Here is a 25,370-nt window from a genome sequence, read left to right on the forward strand (position 1 = left end):
AACCCGCTATGCGCTACCGCCTCTGCGTCGCGCCCGCACTGCCGGAAGCCGGGGGCTTCGCGGGCTGTGTGGAGCCTCCTCCACCGCCCAGACCGAAGATCGCCCGCACGCGTTCACCGCCCGCGAACGCCAGCGACAGCAGCAGCAAAAAGCCCCACGCGCAGTCGCCGAAAAACTGCGACACGCCCAGCAGATTGAAGAGGCTCGACAAAAACTGCAGCACCGTCGCCGCGAAGAACACGCAGATAATGCGACCATGGCCGCCTGCCGGATTCACGCCGCCCATCACCGCAATCAGGATGGCGATCAGCAGATACGAGTTGCCGTAGTCCCACTTCGCGCTGGATGTGTGCGTCGCGCTGATCAGGCCGGCGAGCGAAGCCAGCACGCCGCACATCGCGTAAGTGGTGATCAGCATGCGCGCGCGCGGAATGCCCGCGTAGAACGCGGCCTTCGGATTCGTGCCCATCAGATAGAGTCGCAAGCCGAATGGACTGCGCTTGAGCAGCCACCCGAGAACGATCACTGCGGCAAGAAAGATGCAGAACGCAATCGGCACCTGCAACACGGTGCCGTTGCCGATATCCGACAAGGGCTCGACATAATCGACATGCACCGACGCGCCGTTGCTGATCACAACCGCAAAGCCGGTAAATAGCAATTGCGTGCCGAGCGTGCAAAGAATCGGTGTGAGTCTGAGGCGCGCGATCACCACGCCGTTGAGCAGGCCGCCGAGCAGCCCCATCATGAGCACGATCGCGCAGAAGAGCGACGTGTACAGCACCGGCGAATCGTCACCGTTGACGAGGCGCGGCACGAGCATCGCAGCGACCATGCCCGACAGGTTCGCGAGCCCGACACCGGACAGGTCGATGCCGCCGTTGCCCGACACCATCGAGAGCATGATGCCGAGCGCGAGCAAGCCGAGTTCCGGCAGTTGGCCGCCCATCGACTGAAGATTGTCGATGTCGACGAACTGGCCGCGCGAGAGCCACGTCGCGACCAGCACGACGAGCACGTTGACGATCAGCAGAAAATTCAGTTGCCGGTCGGCGAACAGTTTTCCCGCAGCAAACGAAGACTTCATGGCGCTGACGATCTCCCTGACACTGCACGAATGATTACGAAGCCTGCGCTGGCTGAGCCGACTCGCTCAGTACACGGTTCACTTCGGCGAGCGTCGGCATTGAAGGCGCCGTGCCCGCGCGCGTGACGGATATGCCCGCGAGCGCGCAGCCGAAACGCATGGCGGAAATCGCATCCTCGCCGCGCGCGAGAGCGGCCGCAAAGCCGCCTGTGAAGCCGTCGCCCGCGCCGGCGGTTTCGACCACCGCACCGCACCGGAACGCAGGCAACCATATCGATTGGGTCGCATCATGCAGCAACGCGCCGCCCTCGCCGAGCGTCACGATCACGGTGCCGACGCCTTTCGCGAGCAATACGTCGGCTGCACGCCGGGCATCGTCGACGTTCGCGATCGGCACGCCCGTCAGCGCGGCGGCTTCGGTTTCGTTCGGCGTGATGTAGTCGCACAACGGGAAGATGTCGTCGTCGAGCGGCAATGCAGGCGCAGGGTTGAAGACGGTCGTGACACCATGCTTGCGTGCCACTTCCAGTCCGCGCCGCGCGGCCGCCAGCGGCTGTTCGAGTTGCGTGACGAAGACGCGCGAGCCCGCTATATCGGCTTCGATGGCATCGACGTCGGCCGCGCTCAGCGTCCCCGCCGCGCCCGCAGCAACGATAATGGCGTTCATGCCGGTGGTGTCGTCGACGAAAATATGCGCGGCGCCCGTCGAGACGCCTTCGACCACCGAGGCGCGCGCCGTAATGCCTTCGCGCGCCCACGTTGCTTGTGCAATGGAGCCGAATGCGTCGTTGCCGATGCGCGTGCAGAACACGACCTCGGCGCCCGCGCGTGCCGCGGCGACGGCCTGGTTCGAGCCCTTGCCGCCTGGCCCCATCGCAAATGCGGAGCCGGCAATGGTCTCGCCGACGAGCGGCATGCGCGCCGCGCGAAACGTCAGATCGGTCACGTAGATGCCGAGAATGACGACACGTCCGCTCTGTTGTGGCTGCGAGCTCATGAACGCAGCCCTCCTCGCGAGGTGTTCATCGCAGCGCGATGCGGCGTGTGCCGCACCATCTCGTTCTTCAACAGCAGGTAATGAGTGTTCAGCACGTTGTCTCCTCCATTTTCTGGTTGGCGTGCATTGGCTGCGCGGTCAGTCTCCGTACGGTATCCAGATGTTCTTCACCTGCACGGCCTGACGCAGAAACGGCAGGCCCTCGCTTGCACGGTCGAACCAGTCGAACTGGCGGCCGTAGTCGGTGAAGGTGCGCTTCAGGTTGCCGACCGACTCACGCTCGATCAGCGTCGCATCCGCCGCGCTGCCGAAGCACCATACCGCGTCCACGTCGTCGTGCCGGGCGAGCGCCGGCAGCAGCGCTTCCCGTTTGCCCGTGACGATGTTCACTACGCCGCCGGGCACGTCGGACGTCTCGACGACCTGATAAAAGTCCGTCACCGCGAGCGGACACGCCTCGCCCGGCAGCACCACCACACGATTGCCCATTGCCAGCGCCGGCGCCGCGAGCGAAACGAAAGCAAGCAACGGCGCCTCGTCCGGACATGCGATGCCGATCACGCCGAGCGGCTCGTGCATGGCCAGCGCAACACCTCGCAGCGGCGGCGTATGCACTGCGCCATCGAACTTGTCGGCCCACGCCGCGTAGGTGAAGAGACGCGTGACCGAGGCTTCCACCTCCGCATGCGCCGCGGCATCCGTCGCGCCGTTTCGCACCGTCAGTTGATGCGCGAATTCGTCCGCACGCACCGCCAGATTCTCCGCAAGATAGAACAGCACCTGAGCGCGGTTATGCGTGCTCGCCTGCGACCACTTCTGCGCCGCGCGCGCCGCTTGCACCGCGTTGCGGATGTCCTTGCGGTTGCCCTCGCCCACTTCGCCGACCCGCGTTCCATCGGGCGCATGAACCGGCAACGAATAGCCGCTGTCCGGACGCACCTGCTTGCCGCCAATAAAGAGCTTGGCCGTGCGGTCGACCAACGCAAGGTTCGAAACCTGACGATCGTCGCTCGCATTCGTCGCCGCGCTAACCGGCTGGCGCTTCGGAAGATTGAGCCACGCACGCGGTTTCAGATATTCGTGAATGCCCTCACGTCCGCCCTCGCGGCCATAGCCCGATTCGCGATACCCGCCAAAACCGACGGCCGCGTCGAACAGGTTCGTCGCGTTGACCCAGACGACGCCCGCCGCGAGCCGCGGCGCGACGTCGAGCGCGCGGCCGATCGTTTCGCTCCACACGCTGGCGGCGAGTCCATAGCGTGAATTGTTGGCGAGCGCGATGGCTTCGTCGGGCGTGCGAAAGCTCATCGTGACGAGCACGGGACCGAAGATCTCTTCCTGTGCAAGAGTGGATGCGGGCGCAACGTTAGTGACGAGCGTTGGCGGATAAAAGCAGCCGTTGGCGGGCAACGGGGTATCCGCTGCCTGCCAGATCGCGCAGCCTTCGCGCCGCCCGGTTTCGACGAGCGAGTGAATCCGCTCCAGTTGCACCGGATCGACGATCGCGCCCATGTCGATGCTCTTGTCGAGCGACGGACCCACACGCAGTGTCTCCATGCGGCGCTTGAGCTTTGCGATGAAGCGTGCCTCGATGCCTTCCTGTACCAGCAGCCGCGAGCCCGCGCAGCAGACTTGCCCCTGGTTGAACCAGATGGCGTCGACCACGCCTTCGACCGCACCGTCGAGGTCGGCGTCGTCGAATACGATGAATGGCGATTTGCCGCCGAGTTCGAGCGTCAGCGATTTGCCCGAGCCCGCCGTGACCGAGCGGATCAGCTTGCCAACCTCGGTCGAACCGGTGAACGCAATCTTGTCGACTTGCGGATGCTCGACCAACGCTGCGCCCGTCGAGCCGTCGCCAGTGACGACGTTCAGCACGCCTGCCGGCAGGCCGGCCTGATGCGCGAGTTCGGCGAACAGGAGCGCGGTCAGCGGCGTGTATTCGGCCGGCTTTAACACGACGCAATTGCCCGTTGCGATAGCGGGTGCGATCTTCCATGCGAGCATCAGCAGCGGAAAATTCCACGGCACGATCTGGCCGATCACGCCAAGCGGCGCATGATCCGCGAACTCGCTGTCCTGCAACTGCGCCCAACCCGCGTGATGCAGGAAGTGACGCGCGACGAGCGGCACGTCGAGGTCGCGCGTCTCGCGTATCGGCTTGCCGTTATCGAGCGCTTCGAGCACCGCAAAGAGCCGGCTATGCCGCTGCACCATGCGAGCGAGCGCATACAGATGCCGCGCGCGCCCCTTGCCGCCGAGCGCTAGCCAGCCCGGCTGCGCCGCGCGCGCTGCGGCTAACGCGGCGTCGATATCGGCCGCGTCGCCTTGCGCAATATCGGCGAGTCGCTCGCCGCTTGCGGGCGCATGAGAGACGAACTGCGCGCCGCTCGCCGGCGCATGCCACGCGCCGCCGATGAAATGCCCGAAACGCGCTTCATGTTGCGCGAGCCATTGGCGCGCGGGCTGATCGTCCTCGGGTGCGGGACCGTAATCCATCGAAGAAAAATACTCCGCTACGCTCATGGTGGGTCTGCTTCAGGCTACGGGGTGACGGTTGAAAGCGGAATAACGGCCGCTCACGTGATGTTCGAGTTGCCGCTCAATGTCGGCAAGCAGGCTCGATGCGCCGATGCGAAAGAGCTCCGGTTCGAGCCAGGCGCGGCCGAGTTCTTCCTTCATCAGAATCTGATAGGACAGCACCGACTTCGCGCTCGACACGCCGCCTGCCGGCTTGAAGCCGATCGGCACGCCGGTGCGCTCGTGATATTCGCGGATCATGCGCACCATGACGAGCGACACGTCGAGCGTCGCATTCACGCCTTCCTTGCCAGTGGATGTCTTGATGAAGTCGGCGCCGGCCATCATGCAGACCATCGACGCGCGCGCGATGTTCGACAGCGTGCGAATGTCGCCGGTCGCGAGAATGGCTTTCAGATGCGCGGGACCGCAGGCCGCGCGGAATTCGCGAACTTCGTCGTAAAGCGCCTGCCAGTTGCCGGTGAGAACATATTCACGCGTGACGACGATGTCGATCTCCGCCGCGCCGTCCGCAACCGAGGCCTCGATCTCCTTCAGCTTCAGCGGATGCGGAATCAGTCCGGCCGGAAAGCCGGTCGACACCGCCGCGACCGGAATGCCGCTGCCCTTGAGCGCATCCACGGCCGCGGCGACAAAGCGGTGATAGACGCACACAGCGCCCGTCGTGACGCGCTGCGGCGTCATGCCGAGCGCTTCGAGAAGGTCGGCGCGAACGGGCTGACGCGCTTTCGCACATAGGCGCCGCACGCGGCCTTCGGTGTCGTCGCCGCTGAGTGTCGTGAGATCGATGCAGGTGACGGCTTTGAGCAGCCAGGCGGCCTGCGCGTCTTTCTTGACGGTGCGGCGCGTGGCGAGCGTCGCCGTGCGGCGCTCGACCGCCGACTGGTTGATGCGCAGACCGTCGAGCCATGACGCGTCGAACGGCATGCCCGGGTTGCGTACCGGATGAACGAGCGGCCCGCCGCGCAATGCGACGACCGAAGACGACGGCGAGAAAGAAGGATCAGGCATGAGGCGTCCGGAATTTTGGTGCACGGCACAACGAGGCGCCGGCGAATGACTCGTGTCTATGCTACCTCGCATGACAGGATTATCACAAGCGTTACGCGTCGATCATCACATTTTAACGATCTGACGGGGTGTGACGCCGCAAATGTTATTGACGCACCAAATCCATGATGCGAAGATCACAACACACCTAGGGCGCATCGCGGCAGACACAAATAGAATTTCGTTGCGCCGACGAAGGAGACAAGCCAGATGAGTGAACCGGTCGCGCTCGCTTCATCGCCCCGCACGCCATTGATCCGCGTGGCCGGCGTCACCAAGCGGTTTGGCGGCGTACAGGCACTGCGCCGCGTCGATCTCGAAGTCCTGCCCGGAGAAGTCCACGCGCTGCTGGGCGAAAACGGAGCGGGCAAATCCACGCTGATCAAGATACTCAGCGGCGTCCATGCGTACGACGAAGGCGTCATTGAAATTGCCGGGGAGCAGGTCGTGTTCGACTCGCCCGCGCAGTCGCGTGAGGCTGGAGTCGCAGTCGTCTATCAGGACCTGAGCCTCGTCGAATCGCTGTCGGTCGGCGCAAATCTCATGCTCGGGCGCGAACCTCGCACCCGCCTCGGCTTCGTCAAAAATCGCCAGTTGATGGCGACGGTTAGCGCGTTTCTCACGTCACACGGCATTCCGCTCGATCCGCGCACACCCGTCGGCGCCCTGCCCTTTGCGTACCGGCAGATGACCGAAATCTGCAAAGCCCTGATGGGCGACGTGCGCGTGCTGATTCTTGATGAACCCACTTCGGCGCTGAGCGGCGGTGAGGAACAGATTCTCTTTGACGCGATTCGCACGGTCACGGCGCGCGGTGTGGGCGTGATCTATGTCACACATCGGCTGAATGAAGTGTTCCGTATCGCGCAGCGTGTCACGGTGTTTCGCGACGGCGCAAATGCCGGCATGTTCCCGGTCGCGGAAACCGACATGAAACGACTCGTCGCGGCAATCGTCGGGCCGAAGCATGCCGCTTTGCAGGCAAAGGCAAACGCCGTTGAAGGCACCGGTGCGCCGGCCGGCACGGCAACGTCTGTGCCAGCTTCAGCGGCGGCCAGTGCTTCGACTACACCGGCGCTGAACATGTCCTGCGTCTGTAACGACCGTCTGCAAGACGTCGATCTGAACGTCGAACAAGGCGAGATACACGGCCTCGCGGGGCTAATCGGCAGCGGGCGCACCGAGATTCTGGAAACGATCTTCGGGCTTCGCGCGATCGGGAGCGGCACCATCGCGATCGACGGTAAAGCGTGTTCCCAACTGAAGCCCGCCGAGGCGATCAGGCTCGGCGTCGCCCTCGTGCCCGAGGACCGCCATCTTGAAGGGCTGGTCCTCGATCATTCGATCGAACGCAATCTCACGTTGCCGCGTTTGCCGCAGTTTTCGCGCTGGGGTTGGTTGCGCAGCCAGGCTGCGGTATCGCAGGCAAAGACCGCGATGCAGGCGTTCTCCGTCAAGGCGCCAGGCGCTTCGACGCCGGTCAGACTCCTGTCGGGCGGCAATCAGCAGAAAGTGGTCTTCGCCAAATGGAACCATCCGCGGCCGAGGCTCCTTCTGCTGGACGAACCGACGGTCGGTGTCGACGTCGGCGCGAGAGAGGAAATCTACGACGTGATTCATCAGGCGGCGCGCGACGGCACCGGCGTACTCGTCGTGTCCTCGGATCTGGATGAACTACTGCGCTTGTGCGACCGCATTTCGATCGTCGCAGACGGCCGCATCGTCAAGACCGTCGCGCGCGCGTCGCTCGCGAACGCCGAGGCGCTGCATCACCTGCTGCAACTTTCCCGCTCATCCACCGAGTCTCGCGAAGGGACTCCCCACGGGGCTCACGCAACATGAACGACTCCGCTTCGCCGTTGACGGCTGAACGGCAGGCCGCTTCGGCGCCGCGCAGCCGCGCGCGACGCATCGCGCAACTGCTGCTGCAAGGCGACCGGCCGTACGCGCTCTATATCGCGTTCGCCGTGCTGCTGGTGGTGTTCAGTTTCGCGTCGCCGTGGTTTCTCTCGATCGACAACTTCCTGAACATCGGCCGGCAGACCGCGCTGGTGTCGATCATCGCCATCGGCATGACGTTCGTGATCATCGCGCGGCAGATCGACTTGTCGGTCGGGTCGTCGCTCGCGTTATCCGGCATGTCCGCCGCGCTCGCGATGGCGTACATCGGCGATCACTGGTTGATCGGTGCAGTGGCCGGTATCGGCACGGGCGCGCTCGTCGGCGTGATCAACGGACTGGTGACCACGCGCCTGAACATTCCGTCCTTTCTCGTGACGCTGGGTTCGTTGAGCGCCGCACGCGGACTTGCACTGCTCGTCACGACCACGAAGCCGGTCATCATCACCAACGACTCGTTCATCGCGATCTTCGGCGAAGGCGATATCGCGGGCGTGCCGGTGCCCATCATCTGGACGGTACTCGCGGTCATCGCAGGCATTCTGCTGCTGCATTACAGCGTGTTTGGCCGCCAGGTCTATGCGGCAGGCGGCAACCCGACGGCCGCGCGCTACTCGGGTATCGACATCCGCCGCGTGACCACCCTCGCGTTCATTCTCACCGGGGTGCTGGCCGGACTCGCGGCACTCGTGCTGTCCGCGCGCTCGCATGCGGCGCGGCCCGACGTCGTGCAAGGACTCGAGCTCGATGTGATCGCCTCCGTCACGCTCGGCGGATGCAGCCTGTTCGGCGGACGCGGTTTCGTGCTCGGCACGCTGCTCGGCAGTCTCATCATCGGCACGCTGAACAACGGACTCGTGCTGCTGGGCGTGAGTTCGTCGCTACAGCTTGTCATCAAGGGAATCATCATCGTTGCAGCAGTCGCATTTACGAAGAAGTGACGAGGCACGCCGATCACTCGTGAAACGCGGACCCCGGCGCGAACCGCGCGTGAGGTTGCCCGACCGGCAGGAGACTTAACCCCGACTCAATACAGACGTAAAGACCAACGGAGGAGAACATGAAACATTGTCATGGCTCGACAAGCCGGGCGGCACGTGGCGTGAGTTCGTCAGTGGCGGCCGTCGTGACTGTGAGCGCCGCATTGGCCGCCGCACTGGCTTGCGCCAGCGCCGGCGCGCAATGCGTGAGCAGTCTGCAAGCGGGATCGATCGGACCGAAGTCGATTGTCGGCCAGGGACCGAACGGCGAGAAAGCCGCTTCGGTCGACGCCGTCCAGCTCACCGCCGCCGAGGCGGCCAAAGTGAAAGCGGGCAAATTCAAGGTCGGCATTTCGATGCAGACGATGAACCTCGACTGGTCGCAACTGCAGGTGCAAGGCATTACCGACACGCTGAAGAAGTACGACGTCGACGTGATCGGCACTGCGTCGGCCGAGTATCAGGTCGACAAGCAGATTGCGGATATCGAGAACACGATTCAGCGTCATCCCGACGGCATCATCTCGATTCCGGTCGACGGCACCGCGACCGCTGCGACGTACAAGAAGGTCTCCGCAGCCGGCATCAAGCTCGTGTTCATGGACAACGTGCCGACCGGGCTCAAGCATCCTGAACAATACGCGTCGATGATTTCCGCCGACAGCGAAGGCAACGGCCAGATCGCGGCCAAAGTGCTCGCCTCGTGCGTGCCGCAGGGCGCAACGATCGGGCTCGTCAATTTCGGCGTCGACTACTTCAGCACGAAGGAGCGCACGAAGGCAGTCAACGAGTGGATGAAGAAGAACCGCCCGGACATCAAGATCAAGCAGGTCGACTTCACGGACCCGTCGAAGGTCGGCCAGATTGCGGGCGACTTCCTGACGGGTAATCCGGACGTCAAGGGGCTCTTCGCCGTGTGGGATCAACCGGCGCTCGACACACTGACTTCGATGCGCGCGCAAGGCGTGAACATTCCCGTCACCACCGTCGATCTGGGTCTTCAGTCGGCGATCGAGATCGCCAAGGGCGGACCGCTGAAGGCGACCGGCTCGCAGCGTCCGTACGATCAGGGCGTGGCCGAAGCCATGGCGATGATGAAAGCGCTGATCGGGCAGACGCCGCCCGCATGGATCGGCGTGCAGTCTTTGCCGGTGGTTCAATCGACGGTGCTCGAAGCCTACAAGACGGTCTTCAAGAAAGACCCGCCGCCGCAACTCGCGGACGCGTGCAAGAAGGCCAAGCCGGCTTGCGGATGAACTGCGGTCAGCGCGTCACGTGATCGTCCGCAAGGTTGGGCGATCAGGTGACGCAGCATGCGGATCGGGTCGTGCCTGCACCGCTGCAGGCATAGCCTGGCTGATCCATTCCACGGAACATCAATGCCGCCACGACCCATGCGGCAACTCCACATCTCGCCGGGCCGCCGCGAGGCCCGCGACCATGCCCGCCCGGTCGTGCGCGATGCAGTACACCGGTTTGGCGCGCTCGAAGCGCCAGCTGTCCGCGAGCGGGCCTGCATCGACGGGATCGAAGCCGAACTGATCGACCAGCGCGCTCACCACGTGCCGCGCTTGCTGATCGTCGGCGGCTAGCGGCAACGCGCGGCGGTTCGGCGCGCCGGGCGCCGTGCCGGCCGTTTCGAGATCTTTCGCGAGAATCGCATTGAACGCCTTCACGACTCTCGCGCCGGGCAGCGCGGCGGCCAGCATCTGGCTCGTCGTCGTCACACCGTTTTGCAGTGCTTCGATCGGACCGTCGCGGTCCGGATAGTGATTGCAGGTGTCGATCACGATCTTGCCGTCGAGTGCCGCAACCGGCAGATGACCGATCTGGCCGAACGGCACGGACACCACGACGAGGTCGCCGAACTTCGCCGCCTCCTGTGCGGTGCCCGTCGCGCAGCCGAGCGCCGCGGCCGTGCTGATCAAGGTGTTCGGATCGCGCGAGTTGGCGATCATCACTTCGTGGCCGTGACGCTGTGCGACGGTCGCCAGCGCGCGGCCGAGAAAGCCCGCGCCGAGAATGCCTATCTTCATGTTCCACACTCCATGCATGTCTGAGAATCGCTCCGGTGAACACCCGCTCATCGGTGACAGGCACTATGATTCAAAACTCAAGCGTGATAAATGCGCAAATAATGACGAGTGTCGAAAGCAACAGTGGGGAGTGTGCATGGATCGGCTCACCAGCATGGCTGTGTTCGTCAAAACCGCCGAGAGCGGCTCGTTCGCGGCAGCCGCGCTCGCGTTCGGCATCTCGTCGCAGATGGCCGGCAAGCATGTCGGCATGCTCGAAGAGCGCGTCGGCTCGCGACTGCTGAATCGCACGACGCGCCGTCAGAGTCTCACCGAGATTGGCCAGATTTTTTACGAACGCTGTAAGGCGCTGCTCGCGGATGCGCAAGCGGCGGAGTCGGTCGCGCAGGAATTGTCGGCCTCGCCGCGCGGGCGTCTGCGGATCACCGCGCCTGTCACGTTCGGCGCCTGCTGCCTCGCCCCGATGATCACCCGTTACCTGGAAGCGCATCCCGACGTGCGGGTCGAGTTGACGCTGACCGACCGCTTCGTCGATCTGATCGACGAGGCGTATGAGGCCGCGATCCGGCTCGGCACGCTGTCCGATTCGACGCTGATCGCGCGGCCGTTGATGCCGTACCGGCTGGTCGCGTGTGCGTCGCCGGCTTATCTCGCGAAGCGTGGTGAGCCCGCGACGCCCGAGGCGCTCGCCGCGCACGAGTGCCTCGCGTTCGCCTTCACGAGCATGCCGGCCGCCACTGAATGGCGTTTTATCGACGATGCCGGGCGTGAGCACGTCGTGCCGGTTGCAGGCCGCTTCGAGGCCAACGACGTGAAAGCGCTGGTCGCGGCCGCGCTCAACGGCGCGGGGATCATGCTCGCGCCCGAAGTTGCCGTGCGGGACGACCTTGCGGCGGGCCGTCTGGTGCGCCTTCTGAACGGCTATGAAGCGCACCCGCGGCCCATGCACGTGGTGTTTCCGGCGAGCCGCGTGACGCCCAAGCTGCGCACGTTCATCGACCAGGTGGTTGCGGAGTTTGGGCCTTCTGCCGCTTGAGAACCCGAAGCGTGCGAAGAACCCACCGGGGCGCAATGGGCTCTAACGGTGGCCTCTCACCCCGCCTCATATCGAATCCCGGGAACTCAAGTCTGCACGTAGCCTTGCAAATACCCGCTAAACGGGCCTTCAATGCAGGCGCCATGCGGCACCCCAACGCGCCCCGGAAAGCCGCCAATCTCGCTGCATTGCCCGCGAGAATCCCCGGCTTTGCCCGCGTTGGGCGCGGCACAAGGCAAAATACGGGTTTTGCGCGCGCAAAGCGCGGCGACACCGGAAGCCATTGCGCACCGGCCGCCGCCACGCGGCGCGCCTTCCAGACATCGCGCGACGGCGGCCATGCCGGCTCGTCGCGTGTGGCGCACTCGGGACAGCTCGTCCTTTAACAGAGCATCTCAGGAGCATTTATGACCGATTCGAACCCGTCCTTCCTCGGCAGGATTTCACTGGCCGTCAGCGCGTTTTTCCGTATTCTCGGCGACGGCGAATTCGCCGCCGGCGTGCTGCGCGTGCGTGACGGCGACACGGCTGCCCAGACACGGCCGCAGGCGAGCGCGCCCACTCCGCAGCCGGCGCCGTCGCTGAAGGAAGCCAACCCCGACGCTGCGCTGCAACTGCTCGGCCTGCTGCAACGCGACGCCCGTTTCATCGACTTCGTCGAAGAAGACATCAAGCGTTTCAGCGACGCCGATATCGGCGCCGCCGCACGGCTCGTCCATGAAGGTTGCCGCGCGACGCTGCGCGAGCACTTTACGATCCGCCCGGTGCGCGACGAAGCCGAAGGCAGCCGCGTCACGCTTCAGGAAGGTTTCGACGCAAGCGCGATTCGCCTGACCGGCAACGTCGTCGGCAAGGCGCCGTTTAGCGGCAACATCAGCCATCGCGGCTGGCGCGTCGACGAAGTGCGTCTGCCGAAGCTCGCGGAAAGCCACAACGCTAAGGTGATTGCGCCCGCCGAGGTGGAGCTATGAGCGGCGCGCGCTACTCCATCGGCATCGACCTGGGCACGACGCACTGCGCACTCTCGTATGTGGACACGAGCGCAAGCGACGGCGAGAAGACCGCGCTGACGGTGCTGCCCATTGCCCAGCTGACCGGGCCCGGCGCGATTGCCGACCTCGATCTGTTGCCCTCGTTCCTGTATCTGCCGCACCCGGATGAGCTGGCTCCCGGCGACCTGCACCTGCCGTGGACCGGCGAGCGCGAGTTCGCCGTCGGCGAATTCGCGCGCAGCCGCGGCGCGGCCACGCCGATCCGGCTCGTGTCGAGCGCGAAAAGCTGGCTGTGCCACCCGGGCGTCGATCGCCGCGCGGCGATTCTGCCCAACGATGCGCCGCCCGAAGTCGCACGCGTGTCGCCGCTCGAGAGCTCGGTGCGGTATCTGACGCATTTGCGCGAAGCCTGGGACCATCTGCACCCCGACGCGCCGTTTCGCGAGCAGGACATCACGGTCACGATTCCCGCATCGTTCGACCCGGCCGCGCGCGAATTGACCGCCGAAGCCGCCGAGGCCGCCGGCTACGGCCGCATGACGCTGCTCGAGGAACCGCAGGCCGCGCTGTATAGCTGGATTCAGAAAAGCGGCGGCCAGTGGCGCAAGCAGGTTAAGGTCGGCGACATCATTCTGGTGGTCGATGTGGGCGGCGGCACCACCGACTTGTCGCTGATCGCCGTCATCGAGCGCGACGGCAATCTCGAACTGCATCGCGTGGCGGTCGGCGAACACATTCTGCTGGGCGGCGACAACATGGACCTCGCGCTTGCGCACGTGGTCGCCCGCAAACTCGCAGCTCAGGGCACTCAGGCCGACGCGTGGCAGTTGCGCGCCCTCACCTATGCATGCCGCTCGGCCAAGGAAACGCTGCTGAGCGATCCGGCCACGGACACCGTACCGCTCGTCGTGCCGAGCCGCGGCTCGAAGCTGATCGGCGGATCGATCCGCACCGAGCTCACGCGCGCAGAGTTGACGCAGACCATTCTCGACGGCTTTTTCCCGCAGGTGGACAGCGGCGCACGGCCGGTGAGCCGCGCCCGTGCCGGTCTCACGCAACTCGGTTTGCCGTATGCGCAGGACGCGGGCATCACGCGGCACCTGGCCGCGTTCCTCGCCCGTCAGGTCGGCGCGCTCGCGGAACTCCAGGGTCTGGGCGAGACGGCATCGCACGACGCCGAGCAAAGCGCGAGCTTCCTGCATCCCACGGCGGTGCTGTTCAACGGCGGCGTGTTCAAGTCGGCGCTGCTCGTCGAACGCATCATGGGCACGCTCAACGGCTGGCTCGCGGCTGAGGGCGCTGCGTCGGCGCGACTCCTCGAAGGCGCCGATCTCGATCTGGCCGTCGCGCGGGGCGCAGCCTACTACGGCTACGTGCGACGCGGTCAGGGCGTGCGGATTCGCGGCGGCACGGCGCGGGCCTACTACATTGCAATCGAGTCTGCGATGCCCGCCGTGCCAGGACTGGAGCCGCCGATCCAGGCGCTGTGCGTCGCCCCCTTCGGCATGGAGGAAGGGACCGACGCCGAACTGCCCGCGCAGGAGTTCGGGCTCGTCGTCGGCGAGCCGGTGCACTTCCGGTTCTTCGGGTCGTCGGTGCGTCGTCAGGATCAGGTTGGAACGCTGCTCGACGTCTGGGGTCCCGACGAGTTGCAGGAACTCGAGGAGATCCAGGCCACGCTGCCCGCCGCGGGCCGCACAGCCGGTGAAGTGGTGCCGGTCAAGCTGCACGCGCGCGTGACGGAAGCCGGCACGCTCGAACTCGAAGCCGTGCCGCGCGGCACCGACGAGCGCTGGAAGGTCGAGTTCGACGTGCGCGGCAACGCGAATGCATGAGTGAGATGAAGCGGTACAGCGTCGGCATCGATCTCGGCACGAGCAACACGGTGCTGGCTTATGCAGAAGCCGGATCCGACGAGATTCGCGTGTTCGAGATCGAGCAGCTTGTGAGTCCCGGCGAAGTCGCCGCCCGTCCGCTGCTGCCGTCGGTCCGGTATCACCCCGCGCAAGGCGAGTTGAGCGCGGGCGATCTGCAATTGCCGTGGAGCGACGGGGAATCGGTTTCGTCGCGAGATGCGGATGGCCGCGCGGGTCGAACTGCAGCTCAACGCGCGAACGACACCGCCAGGCTGTCGAGCGATGGCGCCGACGACGCGCAGCCCGTTGTAATCGGCCGGCTCGCGCGGCTGCTCGGCGCTCAGGTTCCGGGGCGGCTCGTCACGAGCGCGAAAAGCTGGCTGTCGCATGCATCGGTCGACCGCGTTGCGCCAATCCTGCCTTGGGGCGCCGCCGACGACGTTCACAAGGTCTCGCCGGTCGAAGCCAGCGCGAGCTATCTGGCGCACGTGCGCGCGGCGTGGAATCAACGCTTTCCCGACGCGCCGCTCGAACGCCAGGACGTGGTGCTCACGGTTCCGGCCTCGTTCGACGAAGGCGCCCGCGCGCTGACCGTGGAGGCGGCGCGCATGGCCGGCCTGCCCTCGCTGCGCCTGCTCGAAGAACCGCAAGCGGCGTTTTACGACTGGCTGTTCCATCATCGTGAACGGCTCGGGGCAGAACTCGCGCATACGCGGCTCGTGTTGATCTGCGACGTGGGCGGCGGCACCACCGATCTCACGCTGATCGAAGTCGGCATGGCGGACGGCGAACCGCAACTCACGCGGATTGGCGTCGGCAACCATCTGATGCTCGGCGGCGACAACATGGACCTCGCGCTCGCGCATCTGGTCGAAGCGCGCCTCGCGGGCGGCGGCGAGCGCACACGTTTGTCGGCGGCGAGTCTCTCGCAACTCGTCGAGCGTTGCCGCGGTGCTAAAGAGCTACTACTGGGACCGCAAGCGCCCGACACGGCGTCGATCACGCTGCTCGGCGCGGGCTCGAAGCTCGTCGGCGGCGCGCGCACGGCTCAGATCACGCGCGATGAAGTGGAGCGCGTGATCGTCGACGGATTCTTTCCGATGGTTGGGTCGCACGAGCGGCCGGGTCGGCCACGCGGCGCGATCGTCGAGTTCGGTTTGCCCTATGCGACCGATGCGGCCGTCACGCGCCATATCGCCGCTTTTCTGAGCCGCTTCGAGGCTCAATCGCGCAAGGCGTTGGGGTGGGTTAAGAGCGATGCAGGCGCCGGCCCCGCTGCCGACCCACAGGGTGTCTCGGACGCCGAACCCGCATCCATTGCTGGCGGGCCGCCGCCACTCCCAGTGCCCGACACCCTGCTGCTGAACGGCGGCGTTTTTCGTGCGCACGCATTGACGCAGCGCCTCGCGACCACGCTGGGCACGTGGCGCGGCGAGCCGCTTAACGTGCTGCATAACGACAATCCCGACGTCGCCGTCGCGCGCGGCGCGGTCGCCTATAGCCTTGCGCGGGCGGGCGGCGCGCCGAAAATCGGCGGCGGCTCGCCGCGCAGCTACTTCCTCGTACTCGACGAACCCGCCGGCGACAAGCCGGATTCGCAGCCTGCGCAACGCGGTATCTGTCTGCTGCCGCGCGGCACCGAAGAAGGCCACGAAATCCTGATCGCCGAGCGAACGTTCGCGCTGCGCCTCGGGCATCCGGTGCGCTTTCACCTCGTGTCGTCGAGTGCGGACACTGTCTATGCGCCCGGCGAGCTGGCCGATCTCTCAGGCGCCGACTTCGTCCGCTTGCCGCCCATCGCGACCATCGTGCAGCCGCGCGGCGCCGGCAGCGCGCGCGAGACTGCCGTGCGGATCGCCACGTCACTCACCGAGGTCGGCACGCTCGAAGTTCACTGCATCGACCGCGACAATCCCGCCGAGCGCTGGCTGCTCGAATTCCAGCTGCGCCGCGAAGACGCGCAGGTGAATCTCTCCGACGATCCCGCGCAGGCACGGCATCCACGGCTTGACGAAGCTATCGAGCAGATCGACCGCTGCTTCGGCTCGCGCTCGCAAAACGTCGACAAAAAGGAAGTGAAGCGCTTGCGCTCGCAACTCGAACAGTTGCTGGGCCCGCGGGAAAGCTGGAACAGCGCGCTGCTGCGTGAACTGTTCGGCGCCCTCTGGGAACGCGCGCGCAGGCGCCGCCGCTCGGCGGATCACGAGCGGCTGTGGCTCAATCTGGCGGGCTACTGCGTACGCCCGGGCTTTGGCTATCCACTCGACGAATGGCGCGTCGAGCAACTGTGGTCGTTATTCGACGACGGTATTCAGTACGTCCAGGAAAGCCAGGTGTGGTCCGAATGGTGGACGCTCTGGCGCCGCGCCGCGGGCGGCCTTGACGAAGGCGCGCAACTGCGCGTGCTCGATGCGATGCACTATCTGCAAACGGCCGCGCAATCGCGTCACAAGCTGCCGTTCGACGTGTCGAAAACAGGCACCGCCGATATGCTTCGCCTGGGCGCGTCGCTCGAACGCATTCCCGTCGCGCGCAAGATCGAACTCGGCGAATCGGTGCTCGCGCGTTTGCAGAAGCCTTCGGAGAATCATCAAGGCTGGTGGGCGGTCGGGCGCATCGGCGCGCGCCGGCCGTTCTATGGCAGCGCGCACAGCGTCGTGCCGGCCGACGTCGCAAGTCAGTGGCTCGATGCGATTCTCGCGCTCGACTGGAAGAAGGTGGACCCGGCCGCCTTCGCCGCGGTCCAGATCGCGCGCATGACGGGCGACCGTTCGCGCGATCTGCCCGATGAGATGCGCCACGCCGTGCTGCGCAGACTCGAAGCGGCGAGCGCGCCGCGAGCATGGATCACAATGGTCAGTGAAAACGTCGAACTGGATAACGCCGACGAAGGCCGCGTGTTCGGCGAGTCGTTGCCGGCGGGACTGAAACTGATCTCGGACTAACGGCGCTCAGGGCCGCTCGCCTCGCGCGAGCCGCGCGTCGATATCGTGAACGACCGGCATCAGATCCGCGACGCTGTCGATCACGTAATGCGCGCCCGCAGCCCGCAATCTTTCGACCGCCGCGTCCCGGCGCCGCGCAAAGTCAGCGGGCGCGAGCGCCTTCACATCGTCTTCGGCCATCCCGAACGCGTTGCCGCTCACAGCCACGCCAACGGCCCACGTGCCGCCGTTGATTCCTTCCTCGATGCCGACCTCGGTATCGTCGACCTTGATCGCCTCTTTCGCGCGCCACACGCCGAGTTCCGGCAGCGTCTTGTAGATCATGTAGGGTGACGGCCGCCCTTCCGGCGTGTCGCCCGTGCAGACGATGCTGTCCGGCGAAAAGCCCTGCGCCGCCGCGCCCGGCACGATCTCCGCCATGATCTCGCGCGTGTAGCCGGTCGTCGTGCCGATGCGGATGTCGTCGCGGCGCAGTGCGCTCGCCACTTCGGCAACGCCCGGAATCACCGAGCTATAACTCGCGGCCACCGCAATGTTTTTCGGCACGAACACGTTGTAGACCGCGTCGATATCCTCTTCGCGAGGCGCATGCCCATACTTGTCCGCCCATGCCCGCGAGACGCGTGGCAGCGCCATCAGCGCCGCGATGTGCGGCCGCTTGGCCATGCCCATCGGTCCGCGCGCTTCGTCGATCGTGATCGATACGCCGAACTGCTCGAACGTTTCGACGAACGCGCCCATCGGCGCAAGCGAACCATAGTCGACCACCGTGCCGGCCCAGTCGAAGATCACTGCTTTAACGTGTTTCATTGACTTCCGTTTCGTATTGCCGCGTTGGTGGGACTACGTTGCGGCCAGGTTATGGTCAGGTCGCTGCAGGTTGTTCAGGCGGCTTCGGCGAGCACCTTGCGCTCTTCGAGCGCAGCCGCGGGCGGCGCGGCGTGATTGGCGCCCATCGTTCGCAGCGAGTTTGCGCACGCTCTTACAACGCGGCGCATCACATGCTCGTCCACCTGCCCGATACAGCCGATGCGAAAGCTCTCCACCACCGTCAGCTTGCCCGGATAGATGATGAAACCCTGCTGCTTCATCAATTCATAGAACCGCTCGAAGCTGAACGACGGATGCGCCGGCGAGAAAAACGTCACGATGATCGGCGAGCGCCAGCGCGCGTTCAGAAGCGGCTCGAAGCCGAGTTCGTGCATGCCCGCGACCAGCACGTCGCGATTGTTCGCATAGCGCGCGAGACGCGCCGGCTGCCCGCCTTCGAGTTCGTGTAGACGCAGCGCCTCGATAAACGCGGCCACCGTATGAGTCGGCGGTGTGAAGCGCCACTGGCCGGTGCGGTTCATCACGTCCCACTGATCGTGCACGTCGAGCGCGAGCGAATGACTGCGTCCGCGCGCATCCTCTAGCGCGCTCTTGCGCGCGATCACGAAACCGAAGCCCGGCACGCCCTCGATACACTTGTTCGCCGACGACACAAACGCCTCGCACGCAATATTGCGCACGTCGAGCGGCACGGCGCCGAATGCGCTCATCGAGTCGATCAGCAGCTTGCGCCCTTTGGCCGCCGTGACCGCGGCGATTTCCTCGATTGGATTGAGAATGCCCGAGCTCGTTTCGCAGTGCACAGCGACGACATGCGTAATGCTCGCGTCCGCGTCGAGCATGCGTTCGACTTCCGCGGCGCGCGGCGGCAAATAATCGCCCTTGTCGAGCACCGTGTGCGCGCGGCCGAGGTAGCGCAGCGTGGTCGCAATGCGCTTGCCGTATGCGCCGTTGGCCAGCACGAGCGCGTGGCCGTCGCGCGGAACCAGGCTGCCCAGCATGGCTTCGACGCAATAACTGCCGCTGCCTTGCAACGGTACGCAATCGTATTCGCCGGCTTCGTCGCCGGCGATGTCCAGCAGCCGGCCGCGCAGATGAGCGGTCATCGCGCGGAAATCGCCGTCCCACGAGCCCCAGTCGCGCAGCATTGCCTGCTTCGTCGACAAAGCGGTAGTCAACGGGCCTGGCGTCAACAGATACGGTTCGCCCTGTGACGGTTGGTCCATCGCGGGGTTGCCCCGTGACGGCGCGCCTGTGGCGCCTGTTTGCGCTTTCGCCGGGGAACTGCCAGTCGCGCTTTCCATGCCGGAACTCCAGTCTTGCTGGTTTGGATAGCGCCTACAGTACCGAAACGCCATACATCGGTAAAATCGATATAATCGATGCCCATATCGTAAATACTTATACCTAGCCCATTCCAATGCCACGGAGGCTTACGTGCAATACGCGCAATTGCGGGCGTTTCATGCGGTGGCGGAACACGGCGGATTTTCACGGGCGGCGCAGGCGCTGTCGCTTTCGCAACCGGCGGTGTCGGATCACGTGCGCAGACTGGAGCAGGATTACGGCGTGAAACTGTTCGAGCGCGGACCGCGCGGTGTCGAAACCACCGAACTCGGGCTGCGCCTCTTCAGCGTGACGCGGCATATGCTCAGCTGCGAGCGCGACGCGCGGCAATTGCTCGAATCGGCGGGCGGGCTGGAGTCAGGTTCGCTGTCGCTTGCGGCAGACGCACCGGACCTCGCGGTCGCGCTAATCAGCGCGTTTCGCAAGCTGCATCCGGGCATTGTGGTGACGCTGTCCATCGCCAACGCGGCGGACTGCATGCAGCGGGTGCTGTCGAGCGCGGTGGACGCGGCCATCACCGCCGCGCCGCAGGTGCACAGCCGGCTCGAATCGCGCGTGTTGCGGCGCGATCCGCTGGTAGCCATGGTGCCGGTGCGCTATCCGGTCGCGAAGAAACGCAAGCTGAGCTATCGCGAACTCGTGCAGCAGCCGATGATCTTTCGCGAGCCGCAATCGGTCACGCAGCAACTGCTGGAGATCGAACTGGTGCGCGAATCGCTGCAAGTGGAGCCGGTCATGTACGTGGACGGCCGCGAGGCGCTCGAAGAAGCGGTGGCCCAGGGCATGGGCGTCGGTGTGATTGCGCGGGCGGAATTCAACCAGTCGCGGCGTATCCGGATGATCCCGCTCGACGATTGTCAGGTGCGGATGATCGAATCGCTCACGCGGCTCGCGGAGCGACCGGGGTCGAATCTGCTCGATGCGTTGTTTGCTGTGCAGTTGCCGGGCATCGAAGCAATGACTGTGTGACAGCGGCAAGCGGCGTTTGTGAGCGGCGCTTTGTTAGCGGCGCTTTGTTAGCGGCGTTTTCAGCGACCTTCTGCGCCGCTTTCCTTCGTGCTGCTTCTATTCAATCTATACGACGCATTCGAATCGGTGTCCGAATCAACGGCGCGCGCCCGGTCAAAGCGCGCGCTGTTTCTCTTAACGTGATCCGCCGCTTGCGATCAGGCTTTCGCCGGTGAGCCAGCGTGCTTCGTCGGAGGCGAGGAACGCGACGACCTCGGCTATGTCGTCCGGCTGACCGATGCGGCCGAGCGGCGTCGTGCTCACCGCCCACGTTTCCAGGTCAGAACCGATGAAGCCCGCGCTATGCGTGCCTTCGGTCGCAACCATGCCCGGATTCACCGAGTTCACGCGAATCTTGCGCGGCCCGAGTTCTTTCGCAAGCACGCCCGTGATGCCGTCCACCGCGCCCTTCGTCGCCGTATAAACAGCGCTTCCCGGCGGCGTGATGCGGCTCACAACCGAACTCACGTTGACGATGCTGCCGCCTTCGCCCAGATGCTTGACCGCTGCCTGCGTGACCAGCAGCAGACCCAATACGTTCACATTGAAGTGCTTATGGAAATGCTCTTCGGTGATCTCTTCGATCGTCGAAAACCCGTACACGCCGGAGTTGTTGACGAGAATATCGAGGCGGCCATACTTCTCCACCGCTGCGTCGACAATGCCTTTCGCATCCGCGGCTTTCGACACGTCGCCTGCCACCGCTACCGCTTTGCCGCCAGCGGCGGTGATGGCGGCGACCACGTCGTCGGCGCCGGCCTTGCTCGACGCGTAGTTCACCACCACCGACGCGCCGTGCGCGGCCAGACTCTTTGCGATCGCCGCGCCAATACCTTTCGATGCACCCGTTACAACTGCAACCTTGCCTGCGAGCTTGCTCATGATCGTATGTCCTTGAGTTGGAGTAGCGCCTGAGTGCTGCCGCGACGATTCGCGGCATTCACGCTGTTTCAGCAGAACTGCTGCGGCGCTGGCACTGGTCACAATGTAAGCAAGGCGACCATGCGGATAAAGCGGCTCGCGGCGAAAAGATACGTCGGGACAGCCGAACAATCGCCGAGCCATCGCCGAGCCATCGCCGAGCAAACGCCGAACGAACGGCAAGCGGACTGTAAGGGGATGGTTTGCCGGCCTGACGGCGCGGCTTCAGCGTTTGCGCCCGAGCACGATATGCATGGCGATGCTCAACAGCACCGCTAACGCACCCAAAGTATCCAATGCCGCAGACAACACGATCGTCTCCTTGCTAGCGTAGTCACTGCTTGAGGAACGATTGGCTACCTGACCGATTAAAGGACTTTTGCGGAAATTCGGCAACTGTCGCACCGCGTCGTCAATAGAGCAAACTGCCGACGACAACTCTGCCTGCTGCGGTGGACAATGCCCTATCCCGGCAATCGCACGAAACGCCTATGAAAGCGCAGCGTCCGCATCGTCCTCCGCAGTTCCCTCGCGATGCTCCGCACGCCGAGTGGCGCGACCACACGCTGCCTTATATCGTCGTGGCGGCGGTGATCCTGCTCATGGTTTCGCTGATCGTGTGGATCGTCGACCCCGCTCCGCCGAAGACGATCACGCTGAGCGCCGGACCGCACGACAGTTCGTTTGTCATCGCCGCCGATCAATATAAAAAGATCCTCGCGCAAAACGGCGTGACGCTGAAGGTGCTCGAGTCCGACGGCTCCGTGCAGAACCTGAAGCGCCTGCTCGACCCGAAGCAGCACGTCGACCTCGCGCTCGTCCAGGGCGGCGTGGCGGACGGGCTCGATACGTCGTCGCTGATGTCGCTTGGAAGTGTCTTCTATGTCCCCGTGGTCGTGTTTTATCGCGGCACGGGCGTGACGCAGCTGTCCCAACTCGAAGGCAAACGCATCGCGGTGGGCCGCGAAGGCAGCGGCACGCGGCTGCTCGCGCTCAAGCTGCTCGATGCAAACGGCATTGAACCCGGCGGTGACACAACGCTCATGCCGAGCGACGGTCTGCAAGCGGCCACGCAACTCGTCAAGGGCGAAGTGGACGCGGCGATCCTGAGCGGCGATTCCGCCACGCGCGGGCTGATGCTGCGCCTGCTTCGCGTGCCGGGCATTTCGGTGCTGAATTTCGACGAAGCCAGCGCCTATACGCGACTCTTTCCGTATCTGGATCAGATCGATCTGCCGCCAGGCGTGCTCGATCTGCGGCACAAAATCCCGCCTGAGACGGTGCATCTGATCAGCCCGACGGTCGAACTGGTGGCGCGTACCGATCTGCATCCGGCAATCTCCGATCTGCTGATCGAAGCGGCGCAGGAAGTGCACGGCATGCCGGGCCTGTTACAGCGTGCGGGCCAATTCCCAAGCCCGATCGCGCATGAGTATCAGATCAGCGAAGACGCGCAACGCTACTACCGCACGGGCAAGAGCTTTCTGTACCGGACGCTGCCGTTCTGGCTCGCAAGCATCGGCGACCGCACGCTCGTGTTGCTGTTGCCGGTAGCCGTATTGCTCTTTCCCGCGATGCGGCTGATCCCGGCGCTGTATGCGTGGCGAGTGCGCTCGCGCATCTACCGCTATTACGGTTCGCTGATTGCGATCGAGCGCGGCGCGCTCGCGCAGACAACCGACGACGAGCGCAAGCGGCTCTTCGCGGAGCTAGATCAGATCGAGGAATCGCTGAATCGGCTGCGCATGCCGTTAGCGTATGCGGACGCATTCTATGTACTGCGCGAACACGTCGGATTCGTGCGCGCGAGACTTGCGGCTGCGGCGCACTGAGTGAGTGGCCACGGTGATAAGCGGCCACCGTGCGGTTTCAGGTGGCCGCTTCTACATCATTCAGGCTTCAGGTCGGCCGGAGTGGTCTCCGACACGTTGGCGGATTGCGCAGCAACTTTGTCGTCAGGCGACGCATCCGCAGAACCGGCTTGCGCATCCTTCTGGTCGCCTGGCTGTGAAGCTTCGAGTGAAGCGTCTTTCGGAGCGTCCTGAGCGGCTTCTTGAACCGGCGCGGCAGCATCGACGGAACCTGCGGCAGGCGTTTCTTTCTGCGAATCGGCCGACGCAGCCGCCGCCTTCGCGCTCTTCGCAGCGCGATGGGCCTGCAAACGTTGCGCGCCCGCTGCTTCCTGCGCCGTGACCTTGCCGGCCTCCGCGCCCGTTAGATCCACGCGGGCCGCGCCTTCGACCAGCGACTTCCAGTAGCGGCTGCCACGGCACCAGGTCTTGATCGCGTCGCGCAGTTCAGCTTCGCTCAGCGACAGGTCCTTCGCGTGCACCACGAGGTCTTCGAAGATGCCGACCTTCAGCGGCAGCTTCGGCGCCGGGTTCTTCGGGAACGCATTGGGGAAACGCTTTTGCAGACGCCCGATGGACTTCACCACCGGATCGACCGGTTTGGCGTCTGCCGCGGGCGCCGCTGCGGGCCTTGCCGCGCCGGCGCCAGCACCACCGCCACGGCGCTGATGCGACGGCTTGCCGCCAGGCCGCCGGTCCGCCTTCGCGCCCGGCGCTGCGCCGGAGTTCGCGGAGTGCGCCGCATTGGAAGGCTTGGCGGGCTTCGCACCAGGCTTGCCGTCATTCCTGGCATCGCGCCGTGCGTCGGACCTGCCCTCGGCCTTTGCGCCGGACCGGGCCTCGGCCTTTGCGGCAGGCGCAGACTGGGCGCGTGCCGCGGCCAGTTGCTTCTTCAGTTCAGCAAGTTGTTCGAAACCCATAGCGCACAACCAATCGAGAAAGACGAGATTGTAGCAGCGCTCGGTAAGACCTTCGTGACGGCGTTGCAACGCTGTCCGGGCCGCCGCCGCGAGCTTTGCACCGGCTTGCGATTACACTCGACATTTCAGGCATATTTTTCCGGCTGGCACTCGCGCTTCATGGACCTCAGGCAAATCCAGTACTTCATCGCACTTTTCGAGGACGGCTCGGTCACGCGGGCAGCCAAGCGGCTCAATATCGTGCAGCCGGCGCTCAGCATGCAGATTTCGAAACTGGAAGCCGAGCTGCATCAGAAGCTGTTCGAACGCGGGCCGCACGGCATGACGCCGACCGACGCCGCGCGCCAGATGTATCGCCTCTACACGCCGATCATGCGCGACATCGAGCGCGCGCGTGAGCAGTTGAGCCGGCGCGATGCGATCGTTACTGGCCGCGTCGCGCTCGGCATGGTGTCGTCGGAGGCGGAAAGCGTGCTGCCGGAATCCCTCGCAAGATTCAACGCGATGTTCCCGCAGGTCGAGGTATCGGTCGCGGACGGCTTCAGCGCGCAACTGATCGACGCGGTCGAAGCGGGTCGGCTCGACGCAGCCGTCATCAACAAGCCGCGTGGACGCCTGACACTGGACGTCGTGCCGCTACTCGACGAAGAGATGGTGCTCGTGACGAGCGCCGCGCTCGGTCCGCAACTGCCGCCGACACTCGAGCTTGCCGCGCTCGCCGACGTGGAACTGGTGCTGCCCACACGGCGCAACGGCTTGCGCGGCGTGCTCGACGCCGCGCTCCTCGCAGCCAATGTGGTAATCAAGCCGAAGTTCGAGATCGACCTGCTGAACACGATCGTGCAGTTCGTCGAACAAAGCAGCGTGGCGACGATCCTGCCGCGCGTCGTCGTGCAGCGCAAAGTCGATCAAGGGGTGCTGTGCGTGCGTGCAATCACTTCGCCGCCCATCGTGCGGCACATTATCCTCGTGAGTCATCCGAAGCGCCCGCTCGGCCCGGCCGCGCTGGCGCTCATCGACATCATCACCGAAGAGATCCGCCGGGTGACGACCGGCACGGCGCTCGCCTGAGCG

19 protein-coding genes are annotated in these 25,370 nt (G+C 64.9%); 10 read left to right on the top strand and 9 right to left on the bottom strand.

The window, feature by feature from the left end; genetic code table 11:
• Positions 1–13: 13 nt before the first annotated feature.
• From H281_RS0105790 to deoC, 4 genes are all read right to left on the bottom strand, one after another.
• Positions 14–1,087 carry an ABC transporter permease gene (locus H281_RS0105790; RefSeq protein ID WP_020066134.1) on the bottom strand — a complete coding sequence of 358 codons (1,074 nt, stop codon included), beginning with the start codon at positions 1,085–1,087 and terminating at the stop codon, positions 14–16.
• Between the two features lie 34 nt (positions 1,088–1,121).
• On the bottom strand, positions 1,122–2,084 hold the full coding sequence (gene rbsK / locus H281_RS0105795; protein ID WP_020066135.1) for a ribokinase: 963 nt from the start codon (positions 2,082–2,084) through the stop codon (positions 1,122–1,124).
• A 138-nt stretch (positions 2,085–2,222) separates the two neighbouring features.
• Positions 2,223–4,610, bottom strand: coding sequence for an aldehyde dehydrogenase family protein (locus H281_RS0105805; RefSeq protein WP_020066137.1), 2,388 nt, complete (start codon positions 4,608–4,610; stop codon positions 2,223–2,225).
• 12 nt (positions 4,611–4,622) lie between these two features.
• Positions 4,623–5,636, bottom strand: a complete 1,014-nt coding sequence (gene deoC, locus H281_RS0105810; protein ID WP_020066138.1) for a deoxyribose-phosphate aldolase — start codon at positions 5,634–5,636, stop codon at positions 4,623–4,625.
• Positions 5,637–5,885: 249 nt separating this feature from the next.
• Here deoC and H281_RS0105815 point away from each other — a divergent pair, with 249 nt between their 5' ends.
• The 3 genes from H281_RS0105815 to H281_RS0105825 all read left to right on the top strand — a co-directional run bounded on the left by H281_RS0105815 (position 5,886) and on the right by H281_RS0105825 (position 9,810).
• Entirely contained in the window at positions 5,886–7,517 is a 1,632-nt protein-coding gene (locus H281_RS0105815; RefSeq protein ID WP_020066139.1) for a sugar ABC transporter ATP-binding protein, read from the top strand.
• A complete protein-coding gene (locus H281_RS0105820; protein ID WP_020066140.1) occupies positions 7,514–8,515 on the top strand; it encodes an ABC transporter permease in 1,002 nt (333 codons plus the stop codon). The genes H281_RS0105815 and H281_RS0105820 overlap by 4 nt, the downstream gene beginning before the upstream one ends.
• A gap of 119 nt (positions 8,516–8,634) precedes the next feature.
• Positions 8,635–9,810, top strand: coding sequence for a substrate-binding domain-containing protein (locus H281_RS0105825; protein ID WP_020066141.1), 1,176 nt, complete (start codon positions 8,635–8,637; stop codon positions 9,808–9,810).
• Positions 9,811–9,930: 120 nt separating this feature from the next.
• Here H281_RS0105825 and H281_RS0105830 read toward each other — a convergent pair whose 3' ends face one another.
• On the bottom strand, positions 9,931–10,590 hold the full coding sequence (locus tag H281_RS0105830) for an NADPH-dependent F420 reductase (protein WP_020066142.1): 660 nt from the start codon (positions 10,588–10,590) through the stop codon (positions 9,931–9,933).
• A 136-nt stretch (positions 10,591–10,726) separates the two neighbouring features.
• Between H281_RS0105830 and H281_RS0105835 the strand changes: the two genes are divergently transcribed.
• The 4 genes from H281_RS0105835 to H281_RS0105855 all read left to right on the top strand — a co-directional run bounded on the left by H281_RS0105835 (position 10,727) and on the right by H281_RS0105855 (position 17,419).
• Positions 10,727–11,626, top strand: coding sequence for a LysR substrate-binding domain-containing protein (locus H281_RS0105835; protein WP_020066143.1), 900 nt, complete (start codon positions 10,727–10,729; stop codon positions 11,624–11,626).
• A gap of 407 nt (positions 11,627–12,033) precedes the next feature.
• Positions 12,034–12,597, top strand: coding sequence for a DUF2760 domain-containing protein (locus H281_RS0105845; RefSeq protein WP_020066145.1), 564 nt, complete (start codon positions 12,034–12,036; stop codon positions 12,595–12,597).
• On the top strand, positions 12,594–14,453 hold the full coding sequence (locus H281_RS0105850; protein ID WP_020066146.1) for an Hsp70 family protein: 1,860 nt from the start codon (positions 12,594–12,596) through the stop codon (positions 14,451–14,453). The genes H281_RS0105845 and H281_RS0105850 overlap by 4 nt, the downstream gene beginning before the upstream one ends.
• Positions 14,450–17,419 carry an Hsp70 family protein gene (locus tag H281_RS0105855; RefSeq protein WP_020066147.1) on the top strand — a complete coding sequence of 990 codons (2,970 nt, stop codon included), beginning with the start codon at positions 14,450–14,452 and terminating at the stop codon, positions 17,417–17,419. The genes H281_RS0105850 and H281_RS0105855 overlap by 4 nt, the downstream gene beginning before the upstream one ends.
• Before the next feature lie 6 nt (positions 17,420–17,425).
• On the opposite strand, the gene phnX is transcribed toward H281_RS0105855, so the two are convergent.
• Positions 17,426–18,229: a phosphonoacetaldehyde hydrolase gene (gene phnX / locus H281_RS0105860; RefSeq protein WP_020066148.1), complete on the bottom strand. Its 804-nt coding sequence runs from the start codon at positions 18,227–18,229 to the stop codon at positions 17,426–17,428.
• A 74-nt stretch (positions 18,230–18,303) separates the two neighbouring features.
• Positions 18,304–19,554 (bottom strand): 2-aminoethylphosphonate--pyruvate transaminase, encoded by a 1,251-nt coding sequence (locus H281_RS0105865; protein ID WP_020066149.1) that lies wholly within the window; start codon positions 19,552–19,554, stop codon positions 18,304–18,306.
• Between the two features lie 133 nt (positions 19,555–19,687).
• On the opposite strand from H281_RS0105865, the gene H281_RS0105870 reads away from it, so the two are divergent.
• A complete protein-coding gene (locus tag H281_RS0105870) occupies positions 19,688–20,566 on the top strand; it encodes a LysR substrate-binding domain-containing protein (protein WP_020066150.1) in 879 nt (292 codons plus the stop codon).
• Between the two features lie 174 nt (positions 20,567–20,740).
• Here the strand turns inward: H281_RS0105870 and H281_RS0105875 are convergent, their stop codons facing one another.
• Positions 20,741–21,487, bottom strand: coding sequence for a glucose 1-dehydrogenase (locus tag H281_RS0105875; RefSeq protein ID WP_027804329.1), 747 nt, complete (start codon positions 21,485–21,487; stop codon positions 20,741–20,743).
• Between the two features lie 530 nt (positions 21,488–22,017).
• On the opposite strand from H281_RS0105875, the gene H281_RS0105885 reads away from it, so the two are divergent.
• Positions 22,018–23,358, top strand: coding sequence for a TAXI family TRAP transporter solute-binding subunit (locus H281_RS0105885; protein WP_020066152.1), 1,341 nt, complete (start codon positions 22,018–22,020; stop codon positions 23,356–23,358).
• A 56-nt stretch (positions 23,359–23,414) separates the two neighbouring features.
• On the opposite strand, the gene H281_RS0105890 is transcribed toward H281_RS0105885, so the two are convergent.
• Positions 23,415–24,296, bottom strand: a complete 882-nt coding sequence (locus tag H281_RS0105890) for a ProQ/FinO family protein (protein ID WP_027804330.1) — start codon at positions 24,294–24,296, stop codon at positions 23,415–23,417.
• 159 nt (positions 24,297–24,455) lie between these two features.
• Between H281_RS0105890 and H281_RS0105895 the strand changes: the two genes are divergently transcribed.
• Positions 24,456–25,367, top strand: a complete 912-nt coding sequence (locus H281_RS0105895; protein WP_027804331.1) for a LysR family transcriptional regulator — start codon at positions 24,456–24,458, stop codon at positions 25,365–25,367.
• The last annotated feature ends 3 nt before the right edge of the window (positions 25,368–25,370 follow it).

This window comes from Paraburkholderia caledonica, assembly GCF_000383275.1.
Lineage (GTDB): Bacteria > Pseudomonadota > Gammaproteobacteria > Burkholderiales > Burkholderiaceae > Paraburkholderia > Paraburkholderia caledonica.

Bases quoted from the DNA above. Each gene is read 5' to 3' on its own strand.
- H281_RS0105790 (WP_020066134.1), bottom strand. From the start codon at position 1,087: ATGAAGTCTTCGTTTGCTGCGGGAAAACTGTTCGCCGACCGGCAACTG.
- rbsK (WP_020066135.1), bottom strand. From the start codon at position 2,084: ATGAGCTCGCAGCCACAACAGAGCGGACGTGTCGTCATTCTCGGCATC.
- H281_RS0105805 (WP_020066137.1), bottom strand. From the start codon at position 4,610: ATGAGCGTAGCGGAGTATTTTTCTTCGATGGATTACGGTCCCGCACCC.
- deoC (WP_020066138.1), bottom strand. From the start codon at position 5,636: ATGCCTGATCCTTCTTTCTCGCCGTCGTCTTCGGTCGTCGCATTGCGC.
- H281_RS0105815 (WP_020066139.1), top strand. From the start codon at position 5,886: ATGAGTGAACCGGTCGCGCTCGCTTCATCGCCCCGCACGCCATTGATC.
- H281_RS0105820 (WP_020066140.1), top strand. From the start codon at position 7,514: ATGAACGACTCCGCTTCGCCGTTGACGGCTGAACGGCAGGCCGCTTCG.
- H281_RS0105825 (WP_020066141.1), top strand. From the start codon at position 8,635: ATGAAACATTGTCATGGCTCGACAAGCCGGGCGGCACGTGGCGTGAGT.
- H281_RS0105830 (WP_020066142.1), bottom strand. From the start codon at position 10,590: ATGAAGATAGGCATTCTCGGCGCGGGCTTTCTCGGCCGCGCGCTGGCG.
- H281_RS0105835 (WP_020066143.1), top strand. From the start codon at position 10,727: ATGGATCGGCTCACCAGCATGGCTGTGTTCGTCAAAACCGCCGAGAGC.
- H281_RS0105845 (WP_020066145.1), top strand. From the start codon at position 12,034: ATGACCGATTCGAACCCGTCCTTCCTCGGCAGGATTTCACTGGCCGTC.
- H281_RS0105850 (WP_020066146.1), top strand. From the start codon at position 12,594: ATGAGCGGCGCGCGCTACTCCATCGGCATCGACCTGGGCACGACGCAC.
- H281_RS0105855 (WP_020066147.1), top strand. From the start codon at position 14,450: ATGAGTGAGATGAAGCGGTACAGCGTCGGCATCGATCTCGGCACGAGC.
- phnX (WP_020066148.1), bottom strand. From the start codon at position 18,229: ATGAAACACGTTAAAGCAGTGATCTTCGACTGGGCCGGCACGGTGGTC.
- H281_RS0105865 (WP_020066149.1), bottom strand. From the start codon at position 19,554: ATGGAAAGCGCGACTGGCAGTTCCCCGGCGAAAGCGCAAACAGGCGCC.
- H281_RS0105875 (WP_027804329.1), bottom strand. From the start codon at position 21,487: ATGAGCAAGCTCGCAGGCAAGGTTGCAGTTGTAACGGGTGCATCGAAA.
- H281_RS0105885 (WP_020066152.1), top strand. From the start codon at position 22,018: ATGAAAGCGCAGCGTCCGCATCGTCCTCCGCAGTTCCCTCGCGATGCT.
- H281_RS0105890 (WP_027804330.1), bottom strand. From the start codon at position 24,296: ATGGGTTTCGAACAACTTGCTGAACTGAAGAAGCAACTGGCCGCGGCA.
- H281_RS0105895 (WP_027804331.1), top strand. From the start codon at position 24,456: ATGGACCTCAGGCAAATCCAGTACTTCATCGCACTTTTCGAGGACGGC.